This window comes from Mesorhizobium sp. URHB0026 (genome assembly GCF_054059755.1).
On record NZ_JBSSCN010000001.1, the window covers coordinates 5,760,361 to 5,776,168 of the forward strand.

Sequence of the window (15,808 nt, forward strand, 5' to 3'; positions counted from 1 at the left end):
GCCCTAAACCTCTACGCGGCTCAGGAACATTTCGCGGAAACGTTCGCGGTCGACGTCACGAAGGACGTTTGTCAGAGGCGTTTCGGTCCACTGTCGATCTCCTCCATTGGCCCCATTCGTCCGACGGTCAGCAACGGTCATCCCGCGGGTAAACGAACCCCTGAGCTCGACTTGAACCGGAAGCTTTTCCACGGCCGTGATGATGGTTGGGTCGGCAACGACGGCTACGGTCAAAGCCGAGTGAGCAGCGCATGCATAGCGACCAAGCTTTTTTGAATAGAAGTCCATATAGAACGGCATCATCGCCGCCAAGTAGCGGCCCTGCACGCTGCCAGCCTTCAGTCTTTCGAGATCGTTTTCCTCGAGCAGCGTGTCGTCCGTCACGTCGAGGCCAACCATTTCGACCTGCCATCCGGATTGCTGCAGCACCATCTGAGCGCTTTCAGGATCATGCCACGCGTCTGCTTCTGCCACCGGCGTGACGTTGCCGGGCACATACACCGCTCCTCCCATCCAGACGACTTTCTTGATGTAGGTCGGAAGTTCAGGATCGATCGCCAGCGCCAGGGCAAGATTGGTAAGCGGCCCGAGAGCGATGTAGGTGATCTCGCCTGGATTGGCGCGTGCAAGTTCAACCGTCAGTTCCGCCGCGGACGCTTTGACAGGCTTGACCTTCCTAGCCTTTTCGAAGCCCGCATTCCCAACGCCATCGTCGCCATGAACGAACGGCGAGTAGTTTGGGCTGCCGACCAGCCCGCGGCCAGCGCCTTTGGCAAGCGGAATGTCTGTCCGATCGAAAACCTCCATTAAGTAAGCAGTGTTCTCAGTAGTCAGCTCAACGCTGACGTTTCCGAAGATAGACGTGAAGGCCACAACGTCCAGCTCGGGCGATCTGAGCGCGAGCGCGCACCCCATCGCGTCATCCACGCCCGTGTCGGTATCGACAATTACTTTCGTCTTCATAGTATTTCCTTTTTACGCATTCATGAGATTCCACGAAAACCGTGTCCGGCAGACCTGTGGCGGCCATGTTCGATCAGCGTTCGCCTTTGACGTAGGGCCTTCCAGCCGCTGCGGGCCCTTCCGCCCGGCCGACAACGCCGGCGAGCAAGAGGATCGTCAGCAAATAGGGCAGCGCCTGGATCAATTGCGTCGGGACTTCGAACCCAGCGAGGACGGAACCTTGAAGCCGCCCCTGGATTGCGTCGGCGAAAGCAAACAGAAGGCACGCGGCAAGCACCCTGCCCGGACGCCAGTTGCCGAAGATCAATGCCGCGAGCGCCATGAACCCCTGCCCGGCGGTCATGTCCCGATAGAAGGCGCCGCCCTGGACGATCGCAAGATAAGCACCAGCCGCACCACAAAGCGCGCCGTTGATGATCAGCGCCGAGTAACGAAGGCCGATGACCGAAACGCCCGCCGTGTCGACGGCTTCCGGTTTGTCTCCACAAGCTCGCAACCGCAGCCCGTAGCTGCTGCGATACAGGATGAACCACGTCGCAAGCACCGTCGCGAAGGCGATGTAGCCGAGGATCGTGTGGCCACTCAGCACAACATTGTACAGAGGCCCCAGCACCGGAACGTGAGCCATGCTCTCGGCAAAGGGGAATTTCAGGGCAGGAAACCTAGCGGCATCCTCAAGCGGCGGCGTCTGGCCTCCCCTCTGGTACCAGGCGATCCCGAGGAACACGGTCAGACCGCTCGCTATGATGTTGATGGCCAATCCAATCACGAGCTGATTGCCGCGCAGCGTTATGGAGGCGAAGCCTTGCGCCATGGCAATGACGATTGCCACGGCCATCGCGCCAACCAATCCAATCCACGGATCTCCGGACAACGAGGCGAATGAACCCGCGGCAAAGGCCCCCACCAGCATTTTGCCTTCCATCCCGATATCGATCAGCCCGGATGTTTCGGCGTACAGGCCGGCAATGGCGGCAAGCACAACTGGGACGGCAAGCCGAAGCGCGGAGGCGGTGATCAGCAGCACGGCGAGGTAGTCCATCAAACGCGCTCCCCGGCGATGCCCATCCGGGCCATCACGGCCTCGACCATGTTTGTGGCGAGCGGACGCAGCACATGCACGAGCCCGCCGGCAAACAGGATCACCAGACCCTGGAGGACAATCACGACGTCCCTTGAGACCGATGGAAAGAGGAATGAAAGCGAGGCGCCTCCCTGATAGAGCGCGCCAAACAGGATCGAAGCCGGAATGATGCCTGCTGGATGGTTGGCGCCGATTAGGGCGACCGCGATGCCGGTGAATCCGTAGCCAAAGGCAAAGTCGAGCAACAGGCGATGCTGTGCCCCCATGATCTCGTTGACGCCGATCAGTCCGGCAAGCCCGCCAGAGATGCATATCGCCTGGATGATCACGCGATTGACCGGAATTCCCGCGAACGCCGCAGCTTCGGAATTCGCCCCGACCGCTCGCAATTCGTACCCCCACCGCGTGTGCCAGACCAGATAGGTCACGAGAACGCAGCAAACCAGCGCCACAAGAATGGTGACGTTGAGAGGAGACTCAGGGACCTGAACTCCCACCACAGCAAGGATCTGATCGAAGCGAAGCAGTTCGAGGGAAGGCGAGATTGCAGCACTCGCGGGTATCATGGAACCGGCCTCGCGGAATTGATTGACGATCAGGCAGATCATCAACAGGGACGCCAGGAAGTTGAACATGATCGTCGTGATGACGAGATGGCTGCCGCGCCGCGCGACCATATAGGCGGGAACAGCGACCCAGATGGCGCCAAAAGCCATCGCCGCGATGATCGCGAAGGGCAAGGCGACATACCAGGGAAAGCCTGGCATCGCGAAGCACAGCAGCGTTACGCCGAGCCCGCCGAGATAGGCCTGTCCCTCGCCGCCGATATTGAACTGATTGGCTTGCGCCGCGATTGCTACAGCCAAGCCGGCGAAGATGAAGTTCGTGGCATAGTGCAAAGTATAGCTTAGTCCGTCCAGGCTCCCGAAGGCGCCCTGAAGCACGACATCCAGCGCAGCAATCGGATCTTCGCCTACGGCCAGAATCAGGATGCCGCCAAGCGCGACCGCGATGAAGATGTTTATGAAAGCGGCCAGGACGCCGCCGACGACCGTTGACATGCGACGCATCAGCCTTTTCCTCCGCCTATCTGCTCGATAGCGCTGTCGCGCTGCGAGCCGGCCATCATGAGGCCGATCACTCGTTCATCGAATTCATCGCGCAGCAGTTCACCCATCGAGCGGCCTTCGAACATGACCAAGATGCGATCCGAAAGATCCATCACCTCTTCGAGTTCGACGGAAACAAGTAGAATGGCCTTGCCGGCCTGCCGCTCTGCCAGAAGCTTGCGGTGGATGCTCTCGATGGCACCGATGTCCACGCCACGCGTCGGCTGGCCGACCAGAATGATCTCGGGATCGAGCGCCAGTTCCCTGCCGATCACCAGCTTCTGCTGATTGCCGCCGGAAAAGACACGGATCGGCCGATGCGGATCGGGAGGCCGGACATCGTGTGCGATCATCAACTCGCGACACCATTCGGCGACCTTTGATCGCACGATCCAGTTACCCAGCCCGGCGACCTTTCCGGACCGCTGCAGTCCAAGGACGCTGTTTTCCAGTGCGCTCCATTTCGGCACGAGGCCGTGGCGCAATCGATCCTCTGGCACATGGGCGATACCACTGGCCCGCACTTTGATCGGAGACGCCGGTTGGTCTCGCGTAACTACAAGAGGGCCGAGTTGGATACTGCCGTCCGATGGGCTCACGAGCCCTGCAAGCATCGAAAGCAATTCGGTCTGGCCGTTTCCGGAAACACCCGCAATTCCAAGGATCTCTCCACCATGAACGTCGAACGAGAGGCCGGAGACCCTCGCCGTTCCTGACGGATCACGGAACGCCAAATCCCGAACGTTGATCTTTACCTCGCCGGTCGCGGGCGCCCTGGCATCCGAAATGCGCCCGACTTTTCTCCCAACCATCATCTCCGCGAGGGACGCGCGGGTAACCGAATTTGTCGGTGTGGTGACAATACAGCGCCCCTGCCTGAGCACCGTCACATTGTCCGTCACCTCCAGGACTTCCTGGAGTTTGTGGGTGATCAGGATGATTGTCTTGCCCTCAGCGGCGAGGCTGCGAAAGACGTGGAACAGCCCTTTGGCTTCGTCGGGCGTTAGCACACTGGTGGGCTCATCGAGGATCAGGATTTCGGCGCCCCTATACAGCGATTTAACGATCTCGACACGTTGCTGGACGCCGACAGGGAGGGATCGGATCGTCGCGTCGAGCGGGAACGCGAGGCCATACCGTTGCTGGATGGCAGTCACCTTCTCACGGCAGGCGCTAATCTTCGCGCCAAGCCAGAACCGGCCCTCGGAGCCGACGATCACGTTTTGCAGCGCCGTGAGGCGGTCTACGAGCATGAAATGCTGATGAACCATGCCAACGCCGCGTGCGATCGCAGCCGAAGGACTTTTGATCGAGACCTGCTTTCCGTTGAGCCTGATCTCGCCGGCGTCCGGTTTGTACAGACCGAAGAGCGCGCTCATGAGCGTCGATTTTCCGGCTCCATTCTCACCAACGATGCCGTGGATCGTTCCCCCGCGAATCGCGAAACTGACGTTGTCGTTGGCGAGAAGCGCCCCGAACTTCTTGGTCAGCCCGATGAACTCGATGGCGGGCGGCACTTCCTGCACGATTGCCTCTGGCTTTGTGATCAGCATGCCGCCCACCCTTCGGCCGAAACCGTTCCACGTCTGAACGCTGCATCGGCTAGCAGGTCGCGCAAGGCGGCCTCGGTCACCGATGCAACTTGCATTTCGTCATTTGGATCGAGAAGACCGTTCGTCCAGCGGATGGAGCCGACGGAAAAAATCTGGCCGCCGCCGGCATGCCGAAAAAGCACTATGTCTCCCCTGACCATGGCATGCAGTGTGGCGCCTGGATCAACGATCAGGACATCGAGGCCGGCAAGCTCCTCGACGGTTGGCACATAGCCGGGGGGCATGCTTTCGGCACGCGCGAGAATGGTCGCGTCGGCAGGCGAGCCGAGTTCCGGAGCGTATCGGTCGAGTTCCAGACCAGCGACGCCGAACGCGCCATCTCCGATCTTCCGAAATGCTGCCGCCAGATGTCGCGGCAGATTTTCGGGCCTCAGTGACGTTTCCGCCTTGTAGGTCCCGTCGCCTGAAAAACCGTGTGCGCAGTAGCCGATGCCGAAGAGCCTGTTTGGCGCGCGGCCCAGTCCTCGCCAGATACCACCCTCACGACCATCAAGCTGCTGACGTCGTTCGCCTTGACCTGCCGACCAGGTTCGCCCGCCTTCGGCCCTGCGCACCTCGATCAGTTCGGGCACGTCTGCATTCAGCCCAATCGACCAGTAAAAGCCGTTGCCGCCCAGATACATGATAGACCCACCCGCCCCGGCGAAATCCTCGTAGGCATCAAGCAGCGATGCGCTGGCGTATTCGGGATGGGAACCTGTCAAAATCACATCGTACGGAGCGAGAACGGAATGTCCGCCGGCATGCAACATCTCATCGGTGAGAATGTCGAAGTCGATCTCCAGGTCGTGAAGCCATCCAACGATCGCAAGGTCGGCGGAGAATTGATGCGGGAAACCTTGCAATTGGGAATCGAAGTCGGCCTTGGTGGTGACCTGTGGCCGTTTCAGTGACGCCAGGCACACACCAGATCCGTCGCTGTGCAGGCTGTAGAGTGATTTCAGCCCGTGATCGATCGCATAGTCGTACAGCGGCTTCGAACCCGTCGTCTTCTTCCGCTGAAACACCTTTGGATCGGCCTCTTCCGCATAGGTGTTGTTGGTGTAGGCTCGATACGAGAACGTTGGTAGAACCAGCGCGACGCGCGAACTCGATGCCGATGGCGGCCGCACAAACAGAGGCACCGCGTCAAAGCTGGCGCGATCCGTCCAGTCGACGTCCTCGGAAGCAGAGAGGACGATCGAGCAGGCGCCCGCAGCACCTGCTGGGACACTCAGTTCGAAATCAACTGGCCATCCAGCATCGCCAAGGTCGTCACGGTGAAACCGGACGGCATCGTATTGCGAGCCGTATTCGCGGAAGTCATTGTTTCTCCCATTCCAGGAAGATGACGTGACCGCGCGGGTCGGGCCATTGAGAAGGTGCCCAGGTTGACAATTGCCCCATTCGTCCGGCGTTCGGAATGGTCCCTGTTCGAACGATCCGAAATTCCAGCGCGCGATGCGCTCCGAAGTTTCTGGAGAATTCAAGACATGCGCAAGTGGGCGCACCGTGCGGAACAATGAAGGGGATGCGATCTTGCCGTCAAAGTCGCCGCGTATCCCGTCCGCTGTATCCCGGCCGGCGAGTGCAAACCCTGTCAGCGCCGTGCTGTGAGGAGCGCCGCCTAGTCGAACGGTCTCGGACTGCGTTGACGAGCCGTCAATGAAGACATCAAGCACTCCATCGGACGGACCCAACCGGACAGCTATTCTCTGCCATCGTAGGAGATGAAGTTTGAGGCCATCAAATCTCGTGATCTCCTGGGTGTCCGGATTTCCGGCGGCTACGAAAAGCGCGCCCGATGGATCATGACGCACACTCAGGTGCCACTTCTCGAAGCCGATCGTAACGACGGTTCCGCCATCCATGCCGAAGCAAGTCGGGAAAACATCGAATACCAGAACCAACGCGGCTTCGTTCAACTGATGATTGACTTCGCTCGTGAAGGAAGAACCGAGTTTCAGCGACCGCTCGACAGCCGGATATGGCCCACTTCGCGCCTCGGCGATTTCCAATGTTTTTGACGACCAGTGAAGGGGTGTTTCAATCGCTCCGAGGTGGCGGACAAGCCGCGCGTAAAACGATCGATGGCGCGACGAGACCCTGACACAAACCTTCTCCCCGGGTGAAACCACCCATTGATCCGTATATCCCGTGATCTGCAGCATCTGCCTTATCAACCCGTCATCGCTCTTTGGGGCAGGAGTTAGTCTCGATGTACTCGGGCACCTTGATTTTGCCGCTTGCGATGTCGGCCTCGATTGCCTTGACCTTGGCGATGTCATCATCAGTCAAAAGTGGGCGATTGTTTTCATCGAGATACCAGCCAACGCCGCCTTCCTTGACGCCGAGCCGCAGCACTCCCGCCTTCCAATTTCCGTCCGATGCATCAGAGAGAGTACGGTAAACGGCAACGTCGATTCCAGCCGTTGCCGAGGTCAGGACATGGCCCGGATGCACGCCGTTTTGGTTCGTTCCCACGCCGATCGCCAATTTGTCGGCGTCGGCGGCGGCCTGGAGAACTCCCATCGTGGTGCCCCCAGCAGCCGCAAAGACGACATCCGCGCCTCGATCATATTGACCTAGAGCTAGTTCGCGACCGCGGGCGGGATCCGTCCAAGCTGACGGCGTCGTCCCAGTCATGTTCTGAATGACCTTGACGTCGGGACGGGTGTGCCGGGCACCAGTCTCGTACCCACATTCGAAGCTACGGATGATCGGGATATCCATTCCGCCGACAAAGCCGATCGACCCTGTTTTGGTCTTGAGCCCAGCGAGCGCTCCAACGATGAAAGCACCTTCGTTGTAGGCAAATTCGATCGATTGCACGTTTGGGAGATTCACCTTGCTGTCGATGAGCACAAATCTCGTCTTTGGATACTGGGGGGCGATCTTTTCCAAGGTGAGCGCCCACGCGAAGCCGACGGTTACAATGGGATCGGCGCCCCGTTGCGCGAACGTCCTTAATGCCTGTTCGCGCTGAGCATCATTGTTCGGCTCGAATTCCAGAAAGGATACCCCCCTCTCCTTCTTGAATTTTTCAGCGCCGTTAAAGGCGTTCTCGTTGAAGGAGCGGTCGAACTTGCCGCCGAGATCGTAGAGCAGCGCAGGCTTGATGTCGGAAGCAACGGCAGAGGTCGTCAACCCCAGTGCCAGGACAGCGGCGCCGAAAAATGAAGAAAACCGGCAGGACATTTCGATTCTCCTATCGAAGGTGGCCGCTCGAGAACCCCCTGGTGACGAGCGATTTCACGAATGCAGGTTCGGTTCCCGACGGGTGGAGAGCGGCGGCGATCAGGTGCTCAGGCCTGGAGATGACCAGGGCCACGAAACCCGCGGCACGGCGCCATTTTCCGGCACGCCAATTGTGTCAGCCGGCAGGACACGAGTTGGTCTCGGCGTATTCAGGCACCTTGACCTTTCCGCTGACGATGTCAGCTTTGACAGCGTCGACCTTTGCGATGTCTTCATCGGTCAGAAGCGGGCGATTGTTATCGTCGATAACCCAGTTAACACCGCCCTCCTTGACGCCAAGACTTGTGGCCCCAGCCTTCCAGGTTCCATCGGCGGCATCAGAGAACGCCGTGTAAACAGCAACGTCCGTCGCCGACATCGCAGATGTCAGCACGTGGCCGGGATGGATGCCGTTTTGATTGGCGTCGACTCCGATCGCGAGCTTGTTGGCGTCGGCGGCCGCCTGCAGAATGCCCATCGTGGTACCGCCCGCTGCCCCGAAAATGATGTCGGCGCCTCGATCGAACTGCCCCAGCGCCAACTCGCGGCCGCGCGCCGGATCGGTCCATGCCGCGGGGGTGGTGCCCGTCATGTTCTGCAGGACAGTAACTTTTGGATTGGTGTGACGGGCACCGATCTCGTAGCCGCACTCGTAGTCACGAATAAGTGGGATATCCATGCCGCCAACGAAGCCGACAGTACCGGTCTTGGTTTTGATGCCGGCCAACGCTCCGACCAGGTACGCGAGTTCGTTGTAACGGAATTCGATGGATTTCACGTTCGGTAGGTCGACGGTGTTGTCGATGGTGACGAAACGGGTCTTTGGATATTGAGGAGCGATCTTCTCCAGGGCCAGCGCCCAGGTGAAGCCGACCGTAACGATGGGATCAGCCCCTCGTTGGGCAAACGTCCGCAAGGCTTGCTCGCGCTGGGCGTCGTTGCTCGGTTCGAATTCCGAGAAGGAAATGCCCTTCTCCTTCTTGAATTTCTCCGCGCCGTTGAACGCGCTTTCGTTGAAAGAGTGATCGTACTTGCCTCCAAGGTCGTAAAGGAGGGCCGGCTTGATGTCGGCTGCGAAGGTCATGGTCGATCCGAGCGCCGTCGCAGCAGCACACGTCAGTGCATAAAGCTTGCTTCTCATAATCTGTTCCCCGGTCTCTTTGTTGGCCGTTTTTTGCTGCGATCGTCATCGCTGCGTTTGTCATAATGTATACTTTCTAACAAATCAAGAGGGTAGATCGTAATTGGCGCTCATGCATGCGCTACAGGTCGATCAGAAAAATACGCTGGATGTGGCTGTGATCATGAGCTGCCGATGATCGGCGCGCCAAATGCCAGATTTGCTGCAGGCTCGGGCGCAACCGCCGCAATTCGCGGCCCAACTCGTGATTGGCTAAGGTAATCGTCACGGATGACCGGGCGCCGCGTACGCCAGGACATAGCCGCTGTGATCGGTCTCGCCCAGGCCCTGTGCAACCAAAGCCTCGAACACGTCGAGGGCCTTGTTTGCATGCCACAAATGACAGAACGTCTCGGAGGACCTGCCCTTGGCCAAACGAAGATCCTTCAGATGGAGTCGCATCGTCCCGCCTGCCGAGAAATCGCGCGCAGCCATACGCGGACCGTGCAGACGCAACACTGCGCTGTCGGCAAAACCTCCCTTGAGCGCCGCGAGCAAACTGGCGGCGTCGAGGCCGTGCGTTTCGGCGAACGTCAATCCTTCGGCCAGTGCCGCGATCGTAACCGCCACGATGATCTGGTTGGCCAGTTTTGCAGTTTGCCCGGCACCTACCGGACCAAGGCGATGCGGCGTTCCCATTGCTTCCAGGATCGACTTCACCCGTTCGAAGTCTTGGGCCTCGCCTCCAGCAAAGATGGTGAGAGTGGCGTTCAGGGCCCCGGCAACGCCGCCAGAAACCGGAGCGTCCAGATAAGCGCAGCCACGCATCGCAAACCTTTGGCGATGCTCGCTGGCCAGTTCGGGTCCGGAAGTCCCCATATCAACGATGATCGTCCCCGGCCGCAGCCTGTCGGCGACGCCCACACCGAAAAGCACGTCATTCGTGGCAGCGCCATCAGCAAGCATTGCAACAACGGCGGTGGCACCCTCGACCGCTGCGAGCGGCGAAGCAAGGAATTCCACAGCTGCTGCGAGGGCGCCCGGTCTTCGATTGGATCTTGTCCATGCGCAAACGCGAAACCCTGCCTTCGCGATCGCATTGGCCATCGGAACGCCCATCTTGCCCAAGCCGAGAAAGGCGACATGCGCGGGCGGTCTTAGAGTGTCGCTGGCCATCGCCTACGCCGCCTTGGCTAGGGGACTGTCGGGGTGCAAGAGGCCGAGAGACATCAATTCTTGCCAGAAATCCTGCGGGATGCTGACGTCCAGCAAGCGCGCGTTCTCTGTTGCCTGGGTCGGCGTTCCGGCCCCCGACACGACGCTGGCAACAATTGGATGGCGGAGCGGGAACTGGAATGCGGCTGCTTTGAGTGGAACGTCGTGTCGGAGGCAGACCGCCTCTATCCGCTTTGTTTTTTCAAGAATAGCCGGGGTTGCGGGCAGGTAGTTGTAATAGGGATTGGTGGTCGTCGTGCCCGTAGCTAGGATTCCGGACGCGTAAGGAGAGCCTACGATGATCCCAACACCTCGCTCTCGGCAAAGTGGAAATTCTTCGTTGAGCACATTCTGATCGAGGAGCGTGTAAGGCATCGCCACCAGGAAAAAGTTGAGGTCGAAGCGTCGGAGAAATTCCGGGATTGTGCCAAGGATGTTGACGCCAGCCCCAATGGCCGAAATCTCGCCCGAACGGCGAAGTGCTTCCAGGGCGCGCCATCCGGATCGCTCCAAATCCCTGAAGTGATGTTTCACGAGGTCTTCGGATCCGATTTCGGCGACGTCAAGATCATGGATAAGCAGAAGATCGATCGTGTTCAGCCCCAGCCGCATCAGGCTCTGGTCATAAGAACGCATGATCCCTTCATAGGTGTAGTCGAACCGGTGCTCGAAAGGCAGACCGCCAGCCCAGAATTCGCCCTTGAAAGATGCCGGATCGCTCGGCCGGTGAAACGTGCGACCAACTTTCGTCGACAGCACGAATTCGCCGCGCGGCTTTTGCCGCAGCAGGGTGCCGAAGCGCAGTTCGCTCAATCCGCGCCCATACCAGGGCGACGTGTCGTAGTAGCGGATGCCTGCGTCCCATGCCGCCGACATCGTCTCCTGCGCAACAGTCTCGTCTACATGGGCATAGATTTCGCCAAGTGGAACCCCACCCAAACCAACGGGCGATAGCAAGACGCCGCTGCGTCCCAGCTTTCTCGACGAAGCGGTCATTGGGCCTTCGCCGCCTTCTGCGCTTCCGACTGCACTTCACGATGCTGTTTTAGATATCCCATGATGTGGCGCTCGATCTCCTGATCAAGGGCGCCTCGCTTCCGGTCGCGGATCATCTCGACAAGCAGTTCGTGGTCGCGGATCGATGCTTCGTAGTCGAAGGCGACATTCCTCTCTTGCATGAGAAAAACCAGGACACCACGAGCGAGCGAATCCCAGATCGGCTTGAGTACCGGGCTTTGCGAAAGCTCTACCATCCGGCTGTGGAATCCCAGGTCAGCGCGGCAGTATGCAAGCTGGTCGGACAGCTTGGCCGCCCGACGCATTTCGTCGATCGAATCCTGCAGCTCGCTGATGACTTCAGGCCGGGCAGCAACCTGTTTCAGCAAGCGCCGAAGTGCGATCCGCTCGACGCTTAGGCGCACCTCAAGCATCTCCGATGTCTCATCCGATCCGAACTCAGTGATGAAGGTCCCACGATTGGGTTCCGTCGTGACGACGCCCTGCGTCTGGAGAATTCGAAGGGCCTCGCGAACCGGGATTCGACTGACGCCCAGGAGCTGACAAATATCTTTCTCGAACAACCGCTGTCCGGGTTGCAAATCGCCATTCGCCAGCAAAACAACGATATGTTCCGCTACCTGATCGGGAAGATTGCGATGCTTGAATTGCGGTTCGAATGTCATGGCCCACCCAGAATTGGTGCTGTGGAAATCAAATTGTCGCGTCAATCAGCGGCTTTCGCCGCTGCAGGAATCCGGCCACCGCTGTGACTATCGTATCGTGGTCTTGCTGCGTCATTGGCAAGCTGAGATTGATTTGCCCCCTGCGTGCCGCGTAAACACCCGCATCGAGGAGATCGAAGTGAAACAGCTTCATGAGATCCTTCGATTCGTGTGCAACGTCCTCGGGGCAGCTGATGTCGCCGCGGACGAAATGGATGTTCATCACGGAGCCACAGCCAGTGAATTGAACCGCAGGCGATATAGCCTTGGCGGTTTTGTTTAGCCGGTCTCGCAATTTTTCCCCTTCATCAAAAAGCCTCTGGGATTGCTCCGTCGTAAATACGTCCTTCAAGCCTACCGCACCGACCGACATCGAGTACACGTTATTGTTGAACGTACCGGCATGAGGAAGTGCGTCGGACCGCATGGGATTCATCAGATCCATTATTTGAGCACGGCCACCAAAAGCGCCGAAGGAAAAACCGGCGCCAAGGTACTTTCCCAGAGTTGTAATATCGGGGAGGACCCCGTGAAACTGCTGCAGTCCACCTGGGCCCATTCTGGACGTCACCACCTCGTCGAAAATCAGCAGCGCTCCAACGGCAGTGCATCGCTCGCGGAGCATCCGCAGGAACTCAGCCCTTGCCGCTATGCAGCCGCCATTGCTCATCATCGGCTCAATGATTATTGCCGCCAAATCCGACCCCAACCTATTGATCGTTTCTGTGACCCCTTTATCGTCATTGTAACGGCACACGGTCCAGTCGAACGGGACATTCATTGTGCTACCGCCACCGCCGAAGACAAAGACGCCGCCATGATAGGCGCCCGAAAAACACAGCAGCTTCCGACGGCCAGTTGCGATTCTTGCTAGGGTTAGCGCGTATAGATTTGCCTCTGTTCCGGAATTGCAGAACCGAACAGTTTCTATCCCGGGAAACCGGGCACAGACTAGTTCTGCGAGCTCGATCTCCGCCGCGCCTGGAGCACCATTGGATACGCCGCGTTCCGAGGCTGAAATCACAGCCCTCTGAATGCGGTCATCTGCATGACCGTAAATTCCGGCGGTGAATTCCCCGAGAACATCGAGGTATCGGTGACCATCGATGTCGCGAATGTACGCACCGGCGCTATCGCTGACATAAAGGGGGAATGGATCGAAATGCAGCGCGCTCCGGGTGTTCCCACCCGGCATCGATTTTTGTGCACGCTCGAAAAGTTTCCTGCTGCCTTGGTTCTTTGATGCGTACAACTGCATCGCCCGCTCGACCGCCTCGACGAGGACGCTGTTTCTGTGTTCGTGCCGACCTGCCGACTGTTTCAAGGATCCCACCAGGCCTTCGACCGCTACATTCATGTTGGCTTCCTGAGTCATAATGTATTAAAGTATACATTCTTTGATCGCGTTGTCGAGGTGCCGTTTAGCGTTTCGAGCAACGAAAAAGGCCGGATCGCTATGATTTTGACTTCGCTTCGAGGACAGCAAGGAAGGGGTCTCTGTAAGGCCTGTCGGGCTGCCGGTCCTGGACATGACGGATGATCTAAGCAGGAATGAGCAAGACACCTTCGTCTTTCCGGGCACGTCGAGGGTAAGCCGCTGGTTGGCTTCCCTAAATATTTGAAGAAGGTTCTCAAGGGGACCACACTCGAGGGCATAACGCCCCACGTGCTCCGCCATAGCTTCGCCAGCATCGCCAACGACCTCGGTTTCACAGAAGCTACCGTTGCGGCTCTGCTCGGTCATTCGCGTGGCACAGTGACGAGCCGATACATCCATGCCGTTGATACCGCGCTGATCATGGCGGCTGACACGACTACGGGGTACATCGATGGACTTCTGGAGGGAACGCGCTTTACGCGAACATCGTACGCCCTCGATCGCCCGGCAAGAGGGGCCGCTCTTTCGCGTCTGTTTCCTGAGGTCGCGGCTGACGAGGATGTCGACGTCGAAACGCTTGCAGCATAGCCAAGTGCTGTGTTCGCCAAATCGTCTGGGGTGCCTGCGCGGCTACATTCCGTCTCTGACCGGTGTGCCTCTCATCAAGCCTTCGCCGGCCGTGGCGCAGGTTCGAACCGCGGAGGCGCAGCTACCGATACCGATAGCGGACTGGTCCCGCTTGGCCCCGATGTCCTCCAAGAAAATTGTGGGCTCGAAGGCCGTAGGAGCTTAGAAAAACAATGGGTTAGCGGCTATCCAACGCTCAGGCACACGTATTTGATATCTAAGTAGTCATCCACTCCGTACTTAGAACCCTCCCGACCAAGGCCAGACTGTTTGATTCCGCCAAATGGCGCCATCTCGCTTGAGATCTGGCCGGTGTTAATGCCTACCATTCCCGTTTCCAGCTCCTCTGCGACGCGGAATATCCGGCCGAGATCACGCGAATAGAAATATCCTGCGAGACCGAACTCGGTATCGTTCGCCATCGCAATAACCTCTTCTTCCGTGTCGAATGAGAAGAGCGGCGCAAGCGGACCAAATGTCTCCTCCCGAGCGATTGTCATTTCCGAAGTGACGTTGACCAGGACAGTCGGCAGGAAAAACTGGTCGGATGCCCTGTTGGGCTCGCCCCCTACTGTAACGCGTGCGCCTAGGGAAAGCGCGTTTTCCAGATGTGCGTTGACCTTCTTCACTGCGTTCGCATCAATCAGCGGACCAAGTTCGGACCCTTCCGCAAAACCGTTGCCGACCCTCAGGCGGCTGACGCGCAGGGAGAATTTTTCCGCGAACGTATCGTATATTCCGGATTGAACGTATATGCGGTTCGCGCTGACACACGTCTGTCCGGCGTTGCGGAACTTGGCCGCAACCGCTCCTTCAACCGCGGCCTCGAGATCGGCGTCGTCGAACACGATGAATGGGGCGTTGCCGCCAAGCTCAAGGCTGAGCTTTTTGATCTGATCAGCTCCCTGTCGCATCAAGATTCGGCCGACATTTGTTGAACCGGTGAAAGAAATCTTCTTGACCAGTTCGCTGGCGCACAGCGTCGATCCAACCATTGCAGCGTCTGTGGAGGTGACGATATTGAACACACCAGGGGGCAGGCCAGCGCGTTCGGCGAGCACACCGAGTGCAAGTGCCGACAGCGGCGTCTGCGCAGCAGGTTTCGCAACGAGCGAGCAGCCAACGGCCAGCGCCGGCGCGAGCTTGCGCGCGAGCATGGCGCTCGGGAAATTCCATGGCGTAATGGCGCCAACTACACCGACCGGCCTCTTCACGACGAAGATACGCTTGTCGAGCTGATAGCTTGGGATTACGTCGCCATCGATGCGCTTGGCTTGCTCGGCAAACCATTCGACGTAGGCTGCCCCGTACAGCACCTCGGTTTTAGCCTCCTGCAGAGGCTTGCCCATCTCCGCGGTAAGGATGATCGCCAAATCGTCTGCGTTTGCCACGATCAGGTCATAGAACGTGCGCAGGCTCGATGCGCGATCTTTCGCGGTGAACTTCGCCCAGGGCTTCTGCGCCCGGTAAGCGGCGGCTATCGCCAGTATAACATCATCCGCCGCAAGATCCGGGACTGCTGCAATCTTTTGCCCGGTGGCTGGGTCAATAACGTCGAACGTGGCTCCGCTTCGAGCTGTTGTCCATTGGCCGGCGACAAAAGCCTTTTCCATGAACAGAGTGGAATCTTTCAACTTCGATGCCAATGCGACCAAGGTTTCCTACCTCCTCAACGAGAGTGGCGAGACCGCCGGAACAACGTGGCGTGCGGTGCCGATGTTATTTTGTGGAGCCACGCGTCTTTGAAAAATCCCGCAAGCAT

13 protein-coding genes are annotated in these 15,808 nt (G+C 58.7%); 1 reads left to right on the forward strand and 12 read right to left on the reverse strand.

Features of this window, described 5'->3' with window-relative positions; genetic code table 11:
• Positions 1-3 precede the first annotated feature (3 nt).
• The 11 genes from ACVWWD_RS28335 to ACVWWD_RS28385 all read right to left on the reverse strand — a co-directional run bounded on the left by ACVWWD_RS28335 (position 4) and on the right by ACVWWD_RS28385 (position 13,398).
• Positions 4-963, reverse strand: coding sequence for a nucleoside hydrolase (locus ACVWWD_RS28335; protein WP_457103568.1), 960 nt, complete (start codon positions 961-963; stop codon positions 4-6).
• Positions 964-1,036: 73 nt separating this feature from the next.
• Positions 1,037-2,005 carry an ABC transporter permease gene (locus ACVWWD_RS28340; RefSeq protein WP_457103569.1) on the reverse strand — a complete coding sequence of 323 codons (969 nt, stop codon included), beginning with the start codon at positions 2,003-2,005 and terminating at the stop codon, positions 1,037-1,039.
• Positions 2,005-3,117 (reverse strand): ABC transporter permease, encoded by a 1,113-nt coding sequence (locus tag ACVWWD_RS28345; RefSeq protein ID WP_457103570.1) that lies wholly within the window; start codon positions 3,115-3,117, stop codon positions 2,005-2,007. Before ACVWWD_RS28345 ends, ACVWWD_RS28340 begins: the two co-directional genes overlap by 1 nt.
• Positions 3,117-4,709, reverse strand: coding sequence for an ABC transporter ATP-binding protein (locus ACVWWD_RS28350; RefSeq protein WP_457103571.1), 1,593 nt, complete (start codon positions 4,707-4,709; stop codon positions 3,117-3,119). The genes ACVWWD_RS28345 and ACVWWD_RS28350 overlap by 1 nt, the downstream gene beginning before the upstream one ends.
• A complete protein-coding gene (locus ACVWWD_RS28355) occupies positions 4,703-6,919 on the reverse strand; it encodes a N,N-dimethylformamidase beta subunit family domain-containing protein (RefSeq protein ID WP_457103572.1) in 2,217 nt (738 codons plus the stop codon). The genes ACVWWD_RS28350 and ACVWWD_RS28355 overlap by 7 nt, the downstream gene beginning before the upstream one ends.
• A 16-nt stretch (positions 6,920-6,935) precedes the next feature.
• Entirely contained in the window at positions 6,936-7,946 is a 1,011-nt protein-coding gene (locus ACVWWD_RS28360; protein ID WP_457103573.1) for a BMP family lipoprotein, read from the reverse strand.
• Between the two features lie 175 nt (positions 7,947-8,121).
• Positions 8,122-9,126: a BMP family lipoprotein gene (locus ACVWWD_RS28365; RefSeq protein WP_457103574.1), complete on the reverse strand. Its 1,005-nt coding sequence runs from the start codon at positions 9,124-9,126 to the stop codon at positions 8,122-8,124.
• A 264-nt stretch (positions 9,127-9,390) separates the two neighbouring features.
• Entirely contained in the window at positions 9,391-10,281 is an 891-nt protein-coding gene (locus tag ACVWWD_RS28370) for an NAD(P)-dependent oxidoreductase (protein WP_457103575.1), read from the reverse strand.
• 3 nt (positions 10,282-10,284) lie between these two features.
• A complete protein-coding gene (locus tag ACVWWD_RS28375; protein ID WP_457103576.1) occupies positions 10,285-11,316 on the reverse strand; it encodes an aldo/keto reductase in 1,032 nt (343 codons plus the stop codon).
• Positions 11,313-12,002, reverse strand: coding sequence for a GntR family transcriptional regulator (locus ACVWWD_RS28380; RefSeq protein WP_457103577.1), 690 nt, complete (start codon positions 12,000-12,002; stop codon positions 11,313-11,315). Before ACVWWD_RS28380 ends, ACVWWD_RS28375 begins: the two co-directional genes overlap by 4 nt.
• A 28-nt stretch (positions 12,003-12,030) precedes the next feature.
• Positions 12,031-13,398 (reverse strand): aspartate aminotransferase family protein, encoded by a 1,368-nt coding sequence (locus ACVWWD_RS28385; RefSeq protein ID WP_457103578.1) that lies wholly within the window; start codon positions 13,396-13,398, stop codon positions 12,031-12,033.
• Positions 13,399-13,707: 309 nt separating this feature from the next.
• Between ACVWWD_RS28385 and ACVWWD_RS28390 the strand changes: the two genes are divergently transcribed.
• A complete protein-coding gene (locus ACVWWD_RS28390) occupies positions 13,708-14,007 on the forward strand; it encodes a hypothetical protein (RefSeq protein WP_457103651.1) in 300 nt (99 codons plus the stop codon).
• Positions 14,008-14,231: 224 nt separating this feature from the next.
• On the opposite strand, the gene ACVWWD_RS28395 is transcribed toward ACVWWD_RS28390, so the two are convergent.
• Positions 14,232-15,659: an NAD-dependent succinate-semialdehyde dehydrogenase gene (locus ACVWWD_RS28395; protein WP_457103652.1), complete on the reverse strand. Its 1,428-nt coding sequence runs from the start codon at positions 15,657-15,659 to the stop codon at positions 14,232-14,234.
• Positions 15,660-15,808 lie beyond the last annotated feature (149 nt).

Bases quoted from the DNA above. Each gene is read 5' to 3' on its own strand.
- ACVWWD_RS28380 (WP_457103577.1), bottom strand. From the start codon at position 12,002: ATGACATTCGAACCGCAATTCAAGCATCGCAATCTTCCCGATCAGGTA.
- ACVWWD_RS28395 (WP_457103652.1), bottom strand. From the start codon at position 15,659: ATGGAAAAGGCTTTTGTCGCCGGCCAATGGACAACAGCTCGAAGCGGA.
- ACVWWD_RS28360 (WP_457103573.1), bottom strand. From the start codon at position 7,946: ATGTCCTGCCGGTTTTCTTCATTTTTCGGCGCCGCTGTCCTGGCACTG.
- ACVWWD_RS28370 (WP_457103575.1), bottom strand. From the start codon at position 10,281: ATGGCCAGCGACACTCTAAGACCGCCCGCGCATGTCGCCTTTCTCGGC.
- ACVWWD_RS28335 (WP_457103568.1), bottom strand. From the start codon at position 963: ATGAAGACGAAAGTAATTGTCGATACCGACACGGGCGTGGATGACGCG.
- ACVWWD_RS28365 (WP_457103574.1), bottom strand. From the start codon at position 9,126: ATGAGAAGCAAGCTTTATGCACTGACGTGTGCTGCTGCGACGGCGCTC.
- ACVWWD_RS28345 (WP_457103570.1), bottom strand. From the start codon at position 3,117: ATGCGTCGCATGTCAACGGTCGTCGGCGGCGTCCTGGCCGCTTTCATA.
- ACVWWD_RS28375 (WP_457103576.1), bottom strand. From the start codon at position 11,316: ATGACCGCTTCGTCGAGAAAGCTGGGACGCAGCGGCGTCTTGCTATCG.
- ACVWWD_RS28385 (WP_457103578.1), bottom strand. From the start codon at position 13,398: ATGAATGTAGCGGTCGAAGGCCTGGTGGGATCCTTGAAACAGTCGGCA.
- ACVWWD_RS28340 (WP_457103569.1), bottom strand. From the start codon at position 2,005: ATGGACTACCTCGCCGTGCTGCTGATCACCGCCTCCGCGCTTCGGCTT.
- ACVWWD_RS28350 (WP_457103571.1), bottom strand. From the start codon at position 4,709: ATGCTGATCACAAAGCCAGAGGCAATCGTGCAGGAAGTGCCGCCCGCC.
- ACVWWD_RS28355 (WP_457103572.1), bottom strand. From the start codon at position 6,919: ATGCTGCAGATCACGGGATATACGGATCAATGGGTGGTTTCACCCGGG.